Genomic DNA, 14,903 nt, shown 5'->3' with positions numbered 1-14,903 from the left:
TCTTACTTATATAAAATTAAAAGAGCTAGTATTAAACTAGCTCTTTTTTTATTTCTTTCTATTTACTAAATACACTCCAAAGAGAATTATCATTCCGGCTAATAATTGAATTACACTTAATTGTTCTCCGTCTACTATTCCCCATAAAACGGCAACTATAGGAATTAAATATGTTACAGAAGTCGAAAATACAGGAGAAGAAATATGAATTAGTTTATTAAACATAACCTTAGCTATTCCTGTTCCTACTATTGCTAAAATTCCAATATAAAACAACCCTTGATTTACATCTTCAGTAAATTCTAATGTTGTAAAAAAGCCCGTAGAAAACAGTACAATTAAAGTTGGAATAACTATTAATATAAAATTCCCTGTAGTTATAGCTAACGGATCTAACTCTTGTAAATACTTTTTTATGATGTTTACATTACATGCATACCCGATAGAAGATAAAATTGGTAATAATGCGAACCAATAATTTTGATTCGGATTTAAATCAGCTCCTTTTAAAATCAGTATACAAGTTCCTACTAAACCGACTAAAATTCCAATAAGTTGATTCTTTTGAAATGCTACGCCAAAAATCAAAGAACCGATTAGTAATGTATTAAATGGAGTTAGAGAGTTTAAAATTGAAGCAATAGAACTATCTATACCAGAAATCGCATAAGCATACATAAATGAAGGAAAAAAAGTAGCTAACAGCGCACTTAGTAAAACGTACTTCCACTGCTCTTTTTTAATTTTCTTTAAACTTTTATGGCCTATTATCAATAAGAAAATAGTTGCTATAATTATTCGTAAAGCTCCTACTTGAATTGGAGTTAATCCGATTAATGCCTTTTTCATTAAAATAAAAGAACTTCCCCACACTAAAGCTAGAAAGATCAAATAAAACCATTTTTGTTGAATTTTACCCATCGATACAATTTGAATTACAAAAATCGCTTATTCTAAGCATTTGATAATCTTTTTTAATAAATTTGTACAATAATTTAATAGATGTTTAATATGAAAATTTCAAATATAGTATTTGCTTTATTTCTTATGAGCTTTGTAGCTATTGGTTGTAAATCAGAAGCAAAAAAAGAAGAAACTAAAGAAGTACCAACAGTTGCAGTTGCTAATGCACAAACATTGGCTTTAAATGTATCTGGAATGTCATGTGAAATTGGTTGTGCTAAAACTATCGAATCTAAATTAGCTAAAAAAGCAGGTGTTTTAGAAGCTAAAGTAGTTTTTAATGATAGTATTGCTACCATTAAATATGACGGCGATAAATTACAGAAAACAGATTTAATTTCTTTTGTTGAAAGTATTGGAGACGGAGAAACTTATAAAGCTTCTGAATCGACAAAATAAAGAAGAAAAAATTTAATTCTTCTATCAAGAAACTGATAAAAAAGGTCTAGGAGTTTGTTTAACTTTTAGACCTTTTTTCTTTAACAGAGTTTTAACAAAGAGTATTTAAACCATTATAGAACTTCGCTGTCTAAATAGAATTATCTATTAACCGATATTAAATGAAAAAAATTACAATACTTTTTGTACTGATTGGGTTATCAGCTTTTTCACAAAAAAACTCAAAAGTTACAATCTCAGGTAAAATATTAGAAGCGAATTCTAATCTGCCTTTAGAATATGCCACTTTAATTCTTACAAGCGTAAAAACAAATAAAGTAACTGGTGGTGTTACAGATATTAATGGTAAATTCTCTATCGATGTTCCGAAAGGTCCATATAAGATGAAAGTTGAATTTATCGGATTCAAAACAAAACAACTTCCGCAAAAAACATTAACAGCCAATACTAGTTTAGGAACTATTTTCTTAAAGGAAGACGCAGAAACTTTAGATGAAGTAGAAATTATAGCAGAAAAATCTACAGTAGAAATTCGCTTAGATAAAAAAATCTACAATGTTGGTAAAGACATGACTATTAAAGGAGGAAATGCTTCTGACGTTCTAGATAACGTTCCTTCGGTTAATGTTGATGCTGAAGGTGCTGTAAGTTTACGTGGAAACGAAAATGTAAGAATTTTAATCGATGGTAAACCTTCTGCTTTAGTTGGTTTAAACGGAACTGATGCTTTAAGAAATTTACCTGCAGATGCGATTGAAAAAGTTGAAGTTATTACTTCTCCTTCTGCTAGATATGATGCTGAAGGAACTGCTGGTATTTTAAATATTATTCTTAGAAAAGGAAAAGTTACCGGGTTTAATGGTGCTTTAAATTTATCAGTTGGTAATCCTGATTTATTCCAAACTTCTGGAAGCTTAAATTATAGGACTAAAAAGCTTAACATATTTACAAACCTAGGTTTTTCTCATAGAAACGGACCTGGAAATTCATTTAGTGATTTTACAAATCTTGAAAACGGTGTTATCACAGATTTTAGAACTGAAGACAGAACTTTTCAAAGAAAAAACAATAACTATAATGGTTCTATTGGTTTAGAGTATTATTTAAATAAAAATAGCTCTATAACTGGTACTTTTTTCTATAGAGATAATAATGGTGACGATATAGCAACAAATGTAACGGATTTTTTAGATATTAATAGAGTTCGTATTGATCAAATTACTAGGATTGAAAATGAAAGTGAAGATGGAATTAACAAACAGTTTTCTTTGAATTACTCGAACAATCTTGATGATAAAGGTCAAAAATTAACTATTGATTTCCAACATAGTGATAACAACGAAGATGAGTTTTCTAGTATAACAGATAACAACACGTTATCAGAATTGAATAGCCAATTTACTAGTTCAACAAACACTTTATTTCAAGCAGATTATGTGTTACCTATCGGAGAGAAACATCAATTAGAATTAGGACATAAATCTGAATTCCAAGATTTAAACTCCGATTTTAGAGTTAGAGATGCAAACGGACTTCCGTTAGATCCTGATCCTTCTAATAACATTAATTTCAAGCAAAATATTTATGCACATTATGCGCAATTCGGAAGTAAATTCGATAAATTCTCTTATTTATTAGGTTTAAGAGTTGAAACTACTGAAATTGATTTATTATTAATTAATACTAATGAAGAATCTGAGAAAAACTTCACGCAGGTATTTCCAACAGTTAATTTAGGATATGAATTAAATGAAACAGATAATCTTACTTTAGGATATAGTAGACGTTTACGTAGACCACGTTTTTGGTTTTTAAATCCGTTTGAAACTAGAAGTTCTGCAACTGCAGTTTTTAAAGGAAATCCTGATTTAACTCCAACATTTACGAATTCATACGATTTAGGATATACAACTCGATTAGGTAAATTAACTTTAAATTCTTCTGTTTACTATCAACGTTCAACAGATTTAATTCAGCGAGTTTCTATTATTGAAGAAAGAGAAATTAACGGACAACCGACAAATGTTTTTGTTCGTCAACCTTTCAATTTAAATAATGAAGATCGATATGGTTTTGAATTAACAACAAACTATAATCCTTTTAAATGGATGCGTTTGTCAAGTACGTTTAACTACTTCAAATTTAAAACTAATGAATTCACATTTACATCTACAGCAACAGATGGAACAGATGTAACAACACTTTTACCAGAAGTTAACAACGATAGTTGGTTTGTAAGATTTAATTCTAGAATTACTTTACCAGCTAAAGTACAGTGGCAAACAAGAGTTCGTTATCGTGGACCGCAAGAAAATGCTCAAGGAACACGTGATGGTGTTTTCGTAGCTAATTTAGCTTTCAGTAAAGATTTATTTAAAGAAAAAGCTACTTTAGTTTTAAACGTTAACGATTTACTTAACGATCGTGTTCGTAGAAGTCAGACATTTAATCCAAGTCAAGAGAATCCTTCTACTATTGCAGATCAAGAATTTCAATGGAGAGAACGTCAAATTACATTGAGTTTTACATATAGATTCAATCAGAAAAAGAAAAGAGAGCGTCCGCAAAGAGAATATGATGGCGGCGGTGGAGAAGCTTTTTAACTTTCTGTAAAAATAAAAACAGCATACTTTACATCAGTATGCTGTTTTTGTTTAAATATATTCGATTTACTATTTAATCTCTTTGGTTTTCATTGGATAATTAATAAGGTCTGTTTCTATTTTATTATATAATGTTGCCCAATCTATAAAAGCTTTTTCTGAAGTATTATTAGCTATCAAAATAAGTCCGTATTTAGTATCAGGACAAATTAAAATTACACTTTGCACTCCATTAGAAGTTCCTGTTTTTTTATAATAGAAACCTTCTTTTTCAGCAAAATCAACATCCCATAAATATCCTGTTTTATCTCCTTCTCTATCTACATATAATTGTTTAGTAGATTCCTTAATCAGAGGATTATCACTTTCTAGTTGAAACTTCATAAACTTAATTAAATCTGGAAGCGTAGCAACCATTCCTCCTCCTCCACCAAGTAAGATGTTTTTGGCTTTAGGAGCTAGTTTTCCATTTTCATCATATCCATCAACAAGATATTTACTCGCTAATTTATTTCCTTCTAAATAGGCACTTTTCATATCCAATTCACTAAGAAAACTATCTAAAATAATCTCGTATGATTCTTGATACACTTGTTCTAAAATATATGCTAGTATTTCTGGTCCTACAGAATTATATGTGTAATAGGTCCCTGGTTTTTTATCTAACTCAACATTTTTAAGTTCTTCTAAAAAATCTTCAAGAGAATAATCTATTGGTTTTGTTTCATAAACTCCTTTAGAAACGTTTTCCCATATTTTATCGAGCTTTGGTGGTCTTCTATCTTTAAAACCTAATGTATGAGTTAATAAATCTTTTATAGTAATTGGAGTTCCCTGAAATTCTAAATTAGAATAATCACCTTTTAAATATAACCTTATATCGTCTTCTAGTTTAATTTTGTTCTCTAATACAGCTTTTGCCACTAAAGAACCCGTAAAAACTTTTGTTATTGATGCAATTTCAAAATGTGTACTATCGGTGAGATTTGTTTTTTTACCATAATAATTATGATAAACTTTTCCTTCTTTATAAATAGCAAGACTTATTGTATTAATGTTGCCCTGTTCTAAAGTCTCATTAGCATAGTTATCGATAGAAGTAATTAATTTTTCAAAACCTTTATCTTGTTTAAGATCATGTTCTTCTTCTTTTTTATCTACTTGTTTGCACCCCAGTAAAAGAATAGCAAAAAGAAAAGCAATTATATTTTTCATACAGAAATATTTAGTTGGATAATTTATGATATAAGTATACTAAATATTTAACTATTTGGAAATTAAACTTGTGTTTCAATTACAAAAAAACAGCTTACTCTGTAAGAATAAGCTGTCGTTACAAATTTAAGAACTAGTCATTATATTCAAAAGTAAAGGACTCAAATGTATAATTCTCACTAGTATCTTTAGCTACAATCTCTACAGTATAAACACCTGGTTCAGTTGTTTCAAATCCTTCATAAATTCTTAAAATATGAGCACTTTCATTACTTCTTTTTACTGATTTTTCAATAATTACATTATCATCTTCATCTTTAATTTTCAAGCTTAACGATTCTATTTCTGTTTCATCAGCTGCTTCTGCCTGAATATTTACTCTGTAAGGAACATTACTATTTCCTATATCAGTAGAATAATTAAAAATTAATGTAGGACTTTGTATAAATAATTTGGGTGAAGTATCATCAATAATTTCTTTATTATCGGAACAAGACATGAAGAAAAGTAAAGAACAAATAGATACAGTTTGAATAAAGTTTTTCATAGGAATAGTGTTAATTATTTTTATTTGAATTGATGACCAATAGCCATCAAAACACATTCCAAACTACTATATATAAGATTCGTTTTTTGTTAAAATTTAAAGCATAAAAAAAGAGTTTACAAATTGTAAACTCTTTTAAATCTATATTTTCAATAGAACTACTTTCCTTCAGCAGCTCTTTTAGCTTCTTTCTTTAATTTTAAATTTTCCCAGATAGTTCCACCAATCCAGTAAGGAACTACAAACGTTAGTAAAAAAATTAACAACCAAAAACCAGTTGTAAAAATAAACATGAATAATACTAATCCTGAAAATTGTGAAAAATCTAACATCTGTTCTTATTGTAAATTATCTGATTGCAAAAATAACACTTATTTTTATTATTCAAATACGATTTTTAAAAATATTTCATTATAGTTTTTAATCTAACTTTTCTTTGAGTTTTATTAACTTTGAAAACTCTTAAATACTAAATAAATAACAATGGAATATAGAATTGAAAAGGACACCATGGGTGAAGTTAAAGTGCCTGCTGATAAATATTGGGGAGCTCAAACTGAACGTTCTAGAAACAATTTTAAAATTGGTCCGGCTGCAACAATGCCACTAGAAGTAGTTTACGGTTTTGCTTACTTAAAAAAGGCAGCTGCTTATACAAACTGTGAATTAGGTGTTTTAGCTGAAGAAAAGCGTGATTTAATTGCACAAGTTTGTGATGAAATTTTAGCTGGAAAACACGATGATCAATTCCCATTGGTAGTTTGGCAAACAGGTTCTGGTACGCAAAGTAACATGAATGTAAATGAAGTAGTTGCTAACAGAGCTCACGAAATTGCTGGTAAGAAAATTGGTGAAGGTGAAAAAACAATTCAGCCAAACGATGATGTAAATAAATCTCAATCTTCAAACGATACATTCCCAACAGGAATGCATATCGCAGCTTACAAAAAGATCGTAGAAGTTACAATTCCTGGAGTTGAGCAATTACGTGATACTTTACAAGCAAAATCTGAAGCTTTTGCTAATGTTGTAAAAATTGGACGTACACATTTAATGGATGCTACTCCCCTAACTTTAGGTCAGGAATTTTCTGGGTATGTGGCACAATTAAACTTTGGTATTAAAGCATTAAAGAATTCTTTAGCACACTTAAGTCAATTAGCTTTAGGAGGAACTGCTGTAGGAACAGGTTTAAATACTCCTGCTGGTTACGATGTTTTAGTCGCAAAATATATTGCTGATTTTACAGGTTTACCTTTTGTAACTGCTGAAAATAAATTTGAAGCTTTAGCTGCACACGATGCTCTAGTTGAAACTCACGGTGCATTAAAGCAATTAGCTGTTTCATTAAATAAAATCGCTAACGATATTCGTTTAATGGCTTCTGGACCTCGTTCAGGAATTGGTGAATTAATTATTCCTGCAAACGAACCAGGATCTTCTATTATGCCAGGAAAAGTAAATCCTACACAAGCGGAAGCTATAACTATGGTTTGTGCGCAAGTTATGGGTAATGATGTTGCTGTTACTGTTGGAGGAACTCAAGGACATTACGAATTAAACGTGTTTAAACCAATGATGGCGGCTAACGTATTACAATCTGCTCAATTAATCGGAGATGCTTGTGTATCTTTTGATGTAAATTGTGCAGCTGGAATTGAGCCTAACCACGGGAGAATTACTGAATTAGTAAACAACTCTTTAATGTTAGTTACCGCTTTAAATACTAAGATTGGATATTATAAAGCTGCTGAAATTGCAAATACTGCTCATGCTAATGGAACTACTTTAAAAGAAGAAGCGATTAACTTAGGTTATGTAACTGCGGAAGAATATGACGAATGGGTTAAACCAGAAGATATGACTGGAAGTTTAAAATAATTTAAACTCCAACCACAATAAAAATAAAACCACAACAATTTGTTGTGGTTTTATTTTTACTTTCATCTTTCTATTTTTTAAGCTTTTAAACAATAACGTCGTTCTTATTTCAAAAAAATTAAATAGTTGGCACGCTGTTTGAAAAAAGCTTAATAATTACTTAAAAACAGAACTTATGAAATTTAGAACACTACTATTTCTCGCTCTATGCATTTCTTTCTCTGCTTTTGCGCAAAAGAAAACAGAATATGCAACTTTTAAAAAGGAATTAAAACAAAAAAAATATACTCCAGAAGTAATTTTAGAGAAAGCTTTAAATTACTCTTCTAGTCATGATATTTATGTTTCAGAACTTATTGATGCTTGTCGTTTTTTCTCTAGTGATAGAAGAAAATACAGAATTTGTGTTAACGCATATCCAAGAATAATTGATAAAAGAAATTTCTTTCAAGTTTATGATCTATTCAGAAGTTTTTCTTTTGCAATGCAACTGTATCATAATACACAAGCAAATCAAAATGAAGTTTCTCAGATAGATTATCCTAATGCAGAGTATTACAGAGGTCCAACAACTAATAGCTGTAATCAACCGATGCCTGAATATCAATTCAGAAACATTTACAGTCAAATAGGAAATAGAAGAAACTATGGAAATCGTTATATAAGAGAAATTATTTCTAATAATTGTTTAAGTACAAGACAAATCATGAAATTAACTGAGAAGTTACAAAGTAATAGAGATCGTTTTGATCTATTAAAATTTGCTTTTCAATTTTCTTACGATCTTGAAAACTTTTACTATACAGAACAATTAATTCGTGATAACTATTTAAAACAACAATTAAATAGATTTATAGATCAAGAAATTACACAATTAAACAATCATGTAGGATTTGATGATTGCAGACCTTTATCTCAAAGCGAATATGATTACGTTTTAAAATCAATCAAAGACGAAAGATTTACAAAAGAGCGTTTAAAACTAGCAAAACAACATATAGAACGTAATTGTTTTTCTATTGAAAGAATTAGAGCTATTGTTAAAGAATTTAGCTTTGATAAGGATAAACTAAATATCTTAAAATTAAGTTATCAATCCTGTCCAGATAAAGATCAATTTTACAGATTAAAAGAAACATTGAGTTTCTCTAGATATAAAAGAGAATTTGATCAATTTTTATTGAATCGCTAATATTCTAAAGTTTTACTTTTTTATAAATAAACCACAACAAAATGTTGTGGTTTTCTTTTTATATAAGATCTAATTTTTTATTTACCACAACGTTTTTTATCTAAAACACTATCATTTTTCAATTAAGAAAAACACAATCAAAACACTTATTTTCAAGTTTTAAACCTAAAAATATAAATTATTCAGTTCAAAATTTAAAATAAAATGATTTATGAGGTTGGGTAAAACTGTAGACTTAACGTATTACAAGAAATTACATATAAAAACTAACAATTTAATTTAAGTGTATGAAAAAATTTCTTATCCCTTTGCTAATATATTCTATTGCGTTTACGTCTTGTTCTAATGATGATGAAAATGAATATATTGATATTGTTACTGATAATCCAACGGATGCTATAATTATTGAATCAAATATTTTAAATCTACCTGGGATACCTTTTAATTATGCCAATATTGAATTGCCTAACTCTTTCTTAAATAATGGAGTTTTAAATGAAGATAATACACCAAATAACAATCCAATTACAGATCATGGTGCTACTTTAGGTAGAGTTTTATTTTATGATACTAACCTATCTAAAAACAATACGATTTCATGTGCTTCGTGTCATAAACAATCAAACGGATTCTCAGATCCAAGTCGATTTAGTACTGGTTTTGAAGGTGGTTTAACTGCTAGAAATTCAATGGGATTAGCTAATGCACGATTTTATGAAAATGGTCGTTTTTTCTGGGATGAAAGAGCCGAAAGTTTAGAAGAACAAACTTTAATGCCTGTGCAAGATTTAGTAGAAATGGGGTTAACACTTACTGAATTAGAAGATAAAATTTCACAAGAAGATCATTATACTTCATTATTTATAAATGCTTTTGGTGATCCTACCATAACTAGTGAAAGAGTTGCCTTAGCGCTATCACAATTTATTCGCTCTATGGTTTCTTATGAATCTAAATTTGATGAAGGTTTAGCACAGGTAAACAACATCGAAAATGATTTCCCAAATTTTACAGCATCAGAAAACAGAGGAAAAGCTCTTTTTATTAGTAATCGAACACGTTGTTTTGAGTGTCATAATACGAATGTATTTGTTGGAGATGCTCCAAGAAACATTGGTCTAGATGCTACTATTACAGATGAAGGTGCTGGAGGTGGAAGATTTAAAGTTCCATCATTAAGAAACATTGAACTTACTGGGCCATATATGCATGACGGACGTTTTGCTAGTTTAGAACAAGTAATTGAACATTACAATAGTCGTGTACAAAACAGTCCTAATCTAGATAATAGGTTAAGACAAGGAAATGGTGTACGTCGTTTAAATTTAACTAATGAAGAAAAGCAATCTCTTGTTGATTTTCTATTAACACTTACTGATAACAATTTTGTAAACGACGAGAAATATGGGGATCCTTTTATTCAATAAAATAATGCGTCTTTTATCTAAAAAGATTGTTAGACCTAGTAAAGTTAAGAGATATACAAAAAATTAAATTTCCTTAGTTAAAAATCAATAGATTACTTCACCTATTCTTCTTTTTTATTAAAAGAAAAATGTGAAGTAATTTTATTTTAAACTCCTATGTAGGTTTTAAAATATTGAAATCTATTTATCAGTTTGTCCTACTTAAAAATAGTAATCGTTAAAATTATTATTCTATATTTACTTTAATTAATTAGGATACAATGGAAGGCAATTTCTCTGTTTGCGAGGAACATGTTTATGATCAGTTATATAATACTCATGCTGAAAGTTTGAGAAATCATTTATATTTTAAGTTTGGTGATTTAAATCAAGCAGAAGATATTGTTCAAGAAGCTTTTATTAAACTTTGGCAAAAATGTAGTAGTATTATTTATGAAAAAGCTGCTGCTTTTTTATATACAGTTTCTAAAAACCTATTTATCGATGTGATACGATCTAAAAAAGTAGCCTTAAAATTTGAAAAAAATAGTATTCCTACACAAGATATAGAAGATCCATATTTTCATTTAAGGACTAAAGAGTTTCAACAAAAGTTAGAGACTGTAATTTCTGAATTACCAGAAAAACAAAGGGAAGCTTTTTTATTAAATAGAATAGAAAAACTAACTTATAAAGAAATAGCCGAGAAACTAGAAATTAGTCAAACAGCCGTTGAAAAACGTATTTCCAAAGCATTAATTAAACTTAAAGAAATAACTGAATTACAAAAACGTTCTATATAAGGTTGGGTAATAGAACCTTTAAAACGTTAAGTAACTGAATAGTAAAACTTTTAAGCGTGAATAAAAAATTACTTAAAGATAATTTAATTGCCAAATGGCTCGATAATAGCTTAAGCGATGAGCAAAAAAAGGAACTAGAAAGCTCTGGTGAATTAGACGAACTTAAGTTTGTTTTGGATGAAATTGATACGTGGAAAGTCAAAAAATTTGATTCAGAAAAAGGTTTAGCTGATCTTAAAAAACGAAAAAAATTAGTCATTGCTCCTGCTCCAACATCAAAGAAAACTAGTAATAGTAATCGTTGGTTACAAATCGCTGCAAGTATCTTAATTTTAATTAGTGCAGGATATTTTTCATGGAATTCCTTTTTTTACCAGACCATTACCATAAATACCCAAATAGCAGAAAACAAAACTATTGAACTGCCTAGTGGATCAATAATAAAACTGGACGCGCTTTCAGAAATATTTTACTCAGAAAAAAACTGGAAAGACAATCGAACTATACATTTAACCGGACAAGCATTTTTTGATGTTACAAAAGGATCTTCGTTCGAGGTAATTACAGATAAAGGAAACATAAATGTACTGGGTACACAGTTCAATGTAAAAACTTCTAATACTAATTTTGAAGTGATTTGCTATGAAGGTAAAGTAAAAGTTACGTATCAAAATGATGAGTTAATCTTAATCAAAGGAGAATCTGCTATAGTTCAGAAAAACAAACTAAAAGAAACAACACATACTAACACCGCACCAGATTGGACGAATGGTTATAGTAAATACAATAAAGCCAACTTACAAGAGGTTATTACAGATTTAAAGAAATACTATACTATTCAGATTCAATTACCAAAAAAGCATGAAAATCTAGAATTTTCAGGAACATTAACTCATAAAAACTTAAATACGGCATTACAAACTTTATTTGTAACTATGGAAATAAAATATGTTATTGGTAACGATAATACCGTAATTTTTGAATAGATGAATTTGAGATTTTTCTCTTATCAATTACTTTTTCTTATTTGTTTGTTAACTACTAGTCTTTCAGCTCAAAAGAGTAATCGCATAACACTTTCAGATAAACTAAATCAGATTGAAAAAAAATTCAATGTAAATCTTTCTTATAACCATACCTTCTTTAATACAATTCTTTTAGAGAACGACTTTAACTGTGCAAGTATTTCAGAATGTATTACCATAATTGAGGAAAAAATTCCGGTGAAATTTGAGAAAAAAGACACTAATTATTTAGTTATTCCATTAAGAAAAAATTTCAGTTTTACAATAATTGAAGATGAAACGAATGAATCTGTAACTTCTTTAATCTATCAAATTCAGAACAAGCCAAAACAAAATTTAGAACTTTCAAATGGGGTTTTTACTCTTAAAAATATATTTCCGTTAGATTCAATACATTTAGAATCTTACTTTCACAAAACCATTCATATACAAGCCAAAGATTTAGAACGAAATAATACACTGAAATTTTACACTAAACAATTTCGGTTAAATGAAATTGTTCTTACTAATTATTTAACTAAAGGAATTGACTCAAAAATTGACGATCATAGTATTCAAATTCAAACGAAAAGATTGGGACTGTTAGCAGGAGAAACTGATGGTGATATTTTTAATGTAATTAGTAATATTCCTGGTATCCATTCACCAAGTGGAAAATCAGGAAATTTAAATTTTAGAGGTAATACCTATGATCAAAATTTAGTTCAAATTGATGATATTCCTATTTACCATTCGGGACATTTTTTAGGCGCAATTTCTCCTTATAATGCATCAGTTATCGATAATATTGAAGTACAACGAAATATGTTACCTGCCAAATTCGGTGGCCGTGTTGGTGGTTTAATCAATATGAAAACAAAAAATAAAATTCCGAATAAAAACAGTTATGAAATTATTGGAAATACTTTGTTTGCAGGTGTTACGATTAATACCAAATTAATTGAAGATAAACTTTCTCTTTTAGCGGCTTACAGAAGAAGTTACCCTGGATTTAATTCTCCTAAATTAGAAACCATTTCAACTTTAATTTTTCAAGGTAGTCGAATTGAAACTGTAGTAGGTTCTACAAATCTAGATATAGGTTTTTCAGATATGAATGTTGCACTGAATTATAATATCAATGAGCAACACTCTGCAACTGTAAGTTTTATAAATATTGAAAATGATTTGTTTGCTGAAGTAAGAGAAATGCAAAATCCTGATCAAACTGATTTTATAGATTTAGATCTTGATAACTGGGGAATTACAGGTAAATGGAAAGCACAGTTTTCTGATAAATTTAATACTGAATTACGATTTAGTAAATCGAATATGCGTATTAATAATGTTAGTGAAGGTTTTAATAGAGATCAACGTAATAGTTTTCTTAAATATGAAAATATAATTGCCGATACTCGTTTTATTGCTGAAGCTAGTTACAGCTTTAATCCAAATACAAAAATAGATGCTGGTTATAATGTGATTAACCATGAATTAACTAGTAATGAAATGGAGCAAGAAAACAATTTGGATGCAAGACGAGATCAAAAAGCAACTATTCATTCAACTTATATTTCATTTCATAAAAACTGGAACGATAAATTAGATGTCAATTTAGGAATTCATAATAATTATTATACTCCTTCTGGGGATTTCTTTGTAAATCCTAGACTTACTGCTAGTTATGCTGTAAATAAAAAATTATATATAAAATCTTCTTTTGGAACTTCAAATCAATTTATACAAAAGAAATTCGTGAATGATTTTGATGATTTTAATATTACCAATCAATTTTGGTTTTTACCGAATAGAGAAATAGCTCCACTAAAAGGAACACAATTTATGTTTGGAGCTGTACTCAATCAAAAACAATGGCTAATTGATTTAGAATTTTTCAAAAAAAGGTCAAATAATATAACATTAAAAATAGAAGATATTCGCGGGAATATTTCAAGTATAGGTGCCGATATATTTGTGAAAAAGAAATGGCGTAACGTAGAAGCTTGGGCTAGTTATTCCTTAAGTAAAACAGAAACGACTTTTCGCAACATAACTTCTGATGCATTTTTTGATCAGCGTCATATTTTAAATTTAACAAACCTTATAAATATTAATCGATGGAAATTTGCACTTTCTTGGCGTTATTTCTCTGGTATGCCTGTAATATATCCTGATGATCCTAATATTAATACTTCTAACTTATCACTTTCAGATCGTTTTGATGGCTCACATCAATTAGATTTTTCTTCTTCTTATACTTTTTATAATACTTCAAAAAGTTTTAAAACAGTAATTGGTTTATCTATTTTAAATGTTTATGACCAAGATAATACTGTGAATATTTTTCAAAATCCTAGTGCAAACACTTTTCGAAAAACAAGCGGCTTTGCTCCTAACCTACAAGTGAATTTAGTATTCTAATAAGGCTAAATTATTTACTCTAAAAAATAAAACCTAGTAAAACCACTAAATTTTCATTAAAAAAACTTCAAAAAACCAAATACTTAACACGCTTATAATCAACATCATAAACTAAAACCCTATATAAAAAGATTAAAAAATGTTCTTTTTTTAAAAAAAGAGGTTGGGTAAAAAACAATTCAAACGTACTATAAACAAATGGATATAATTTAGTTTTTATTAAAACCTGAGTTCGATAAATTAACTACTACCAGAAAATAATATTCCGTGAAAATTAGAGGGATTTATGTTTATAGGAATTTGACTTTCTAGTAAAATCGAACTTAGGTTAATAAAAATTTTAAACACCTAAAATTTAAATTATTGATTATACAATTACTCTTTTCAAAATTGTTTACGGCCAAAAACGAGAGAAGAATACATTTTTACGAATTATAAACTTGTACTAAAAGTATTTAAGTTTTTTAAA

12 protein-coding genes are annotated in these 14,903 nt (G+C 28.7%); 8 read left to right on the top strand and 4 right to left on the bottom strand.

Annotated features, from left to right (window positions below; all coding sequences use genetic code 11):
* Positions 1-48 precede the first annotated feature (48 nt).
* Positions 49-921 carry an EamA family transporter gene (locus Q1A15_RS06155; protein WP_299620442.1) on the bottom strand — a complete coding sequence of 291 codons (873 nt, stop codon included), beginning with the start codon at positions 919-921 and terminating at the stop codon, positions 49-51.
* A 90-nt stretch (positions 922-1,011) separates the two neighbouring features.
* Here Q1A15_RS06155 and Q1A15_RS06150 point away from each other — a divergent pair, with 90 nt between their 5' ends.
* The gene (locus tag Q1A15_RS06150) at positions 1,012-1,362 is read left to right on the top strand and encodes a heavy metal-associated domain-containing protein (protein ID WP_299620439.1); all 351 of its coding nucleotides are present in this window, start codon (positions 1,012-1,014) and stop codon (positions 1,360-1,362) included.
* 161 nt (positions 1,363-1,523) lie between these two features.
* The gene (locus Q1A15_RS06145; protein WP_299620436.1) at positions 1,524-3,965 is read left to right on the top strand and encodes an outer membrane beta-barrel family protein; all 2,442 of its coding nucleotides are present in this window, start codon (positions 1,524-1,526) and stop codon (positions 3,963-3,965) included.
* 69 nt (positions 3,966-4,034) lie between these two features.
* On the opposite strand, the gene Q1A15_RS06140 is transcribed toward Q1A15_RS06145, so the two are convergent.
* The 3 genes from Q1A15_RS06140 to Q1A15_RS06130 all read right to left on the bottom strand — a co-directional run bounded on the left by Q1A15_RS06140 (position 4,035) and on the right by Q1A15_RS06130 (position 6,059).
* Positions 4,035-5,180, bottom strand: a complete 1,146-nt coding sequence (locus tag Q1A15_RS06140) for a serine hydrolase domain-containing protein (protein ID WP_299620433.1) — start codon at positions 5,178-5,180, stop codon at positions 4,035-4,037.
* Positions 5,181-5,313: 133 nt separating this feature from the next.
* Positions 5,314-5,727 (bottom strand): hypothetical protein, encoded by a 414-nt coding sequence (locus Q1A15_RS06135; RefSeq protein ID WP_299620430.1) that lies wholly within the window; start codon positions 5,725-5,727, stop codon positions 5,314-5,316.
* A 158-nt stretch (positions 5,728-5,885) separates the two neighbouring features.
* A complete protein-coding gene (locus tag Q1A15_RS06130) occupies positions 5,886-6,059 on the bottom strand; it encodes a hypothetical protein (RefSeq protein WP_299620427.1) in 174 nt (57 codons plus the stop codon).
* 151 nt (positions 6,060-6,210) lie between these two features.
* On the opposite strand from Q1A15_RS06130, the gene fumC reads away from it, so the two are divergent.
* The 6 genes from fumC to Q1A15_RS06100 all read left to right on the top strand — a co-directional run bounded on the left by fumC (position 6,211) and on the right by Q1A15_RS06100 (position 14,434).
* The gene (gene fumC / locus Q1A15_RS06125; protein ID WP_299620424.1) at positions 6,211-7,608 is read left to right on the top strand and encodes a class II fumarate hydratase; all 1,398 of its coding nucleotides are present in this window, start codon (positions 6,211-6,213) and stop codon (positions 7,606-7,608) included.
* A gap of 175 nt (positions 7,609-7,783) precedes the next feature.
* Positions 7,784-8,800 carry a DUF4476 domain-containing protein gene (locus Q1A15_RS06120; protein ID WP_299620421.1) on the top strand — a complete coding sequence of 339 codons (1,017 nt, stop codon included), beginning with the start codon at positions 7,784-7,786 and terminating at the stop codon, positions 8,798-8,800.
* Between the two features lie 287 nt (positions 8,801-9,087).
* Positions 9,088-10,227, top strand: coding sequence for a cytochrome c peroxidase (locus Q1A15_RS06115; RefSeq protein ID WP_299620418.1), 1,140 nt, complete (start codon positions 9,088-9,090; stop codon positions 10,225-10,227).
* A 260-nt stretch (positions 10,228-10,487) separates the two neighbouring features.
* On the top strand, positions 10,488-11,009 hold the full coding sequence (locus Q1A15_RS06110) for an RNA polymerase sigma factor (RefSeq protein WP_299620415.1): 522 nt from the start codon (positions 10,488-10,490) through the stop codon (positions 11,007-11,009).
* A 56-nt stretch (positions 11,010-11,065) separates the two neighbouring features.
* Positions 11,066-11,995 (top strand): FecR family protein, encoded by a 930-nt coding sequence (locus tag Q1A15_RS06105; RefSeq protein WP_299620412.1) that lies wholly within the window; start codon positions 11,066-11,068, stop codon positions 11,993-11,995.
* On the top strand, positions 11,996-14,434 hold the full coding sequence (locus Q1A15_RS06100) for a TonB-dependent receptor plug domain-containing protein (RefSeq protein ID WP_299620409.1): 2,439 nt from the start codon (positions 11,996-11,998) through the stop codon (positions 14,432-14,434).
* Positions 14,435-14,903: the final 469 nt, after the last annotated feature.

Origin of the sequence: uncultured Tenacibaculum sp., assembly GCF_947495995.1 — a bacterium.
GTDB lineage: Bacteria > Bacteroidota > Bacteroidia > Flavobacteriales > Flavobacteriaceae > Polaribacter.
This window is presented reverse-complemented; position numbering and strand designations above follow the sequence as displayed.

Coding starts and splice junctions, on each gene's coding strand:
- Q1A15_RS06115 (WP_299620418.1), top strand. CDS start 9,088: ATGAAAAAATTTCTTATCCCTTTGCTAATATATTCTATTGCGTTTACG.
- Q1A15_RS06145 (WP_299620436.1), top strand. CDS start 1,524: ATGAAAAAAATTACAATACTTTTTGTACTGATTGGGTTATCAGCTTTT.
- Q1A15_RS06135 (WP_299620430.1), bottom strand. CDS start 5,727: ATGAAAAACTTTATTCAAACTGTATCTATTTGTTCTTTACTTTTCTTC.
- Q1A15_RS06140 (WP_299620433.1), bottom strand. CDS start 5,180: ATGAAAAATATAATTGCTTTTCTTTTTGCTATTCTTTTACTGGGGTGC.
- fumC (WP_299620424.1), top strand. CDS start 6,211: ATGGAATATAGAATTGAAAAGGACACCATGGGTGAAGTTAAAGTGCCT.
- Q1A15_RS06150 (WP_299620439.1), top strand. CDS start 1,012: ATGAAAATTTCAAATATAGTATTTGCTTTATTTCTTATGAGCTTTGTA.
- Q1A15_RS06110 (WP_299620415.1), top strand. CDS start 10,488: ATGGAAGGCAATTTCTCTGTTTGCGAGGAACATGTTTATGATCAGTTA.
- Q1A15_RS06155 (WP_299620442.1), bottom strand. CDS start 921: ATGGGTAAAATTCAACAAAAATGGTTTTATTTGATCTTTCTAGCTTTA.
- Q1A15_RS06100 (WP_299620409.1), top strand. CDS start 11,996: ATGAATTTGAGATTTTTCTCTTATCAATTACTTTTTCTTATTTGTTTG.
- Q1A15_RS06120 (WP_299620421.1), top strand. CDS start 7,784: ATGAAATTTAGAACACTACTATTTCTCGCTCTATGCATTTCTTTCTCT.
- Q1A15_RS06130 (WP_299620427.1), bottom strand. CDS start 6,059: ATGTTAGATTTTTCACAATTTTCAGGATTAGTATTATTCATGTTTATT.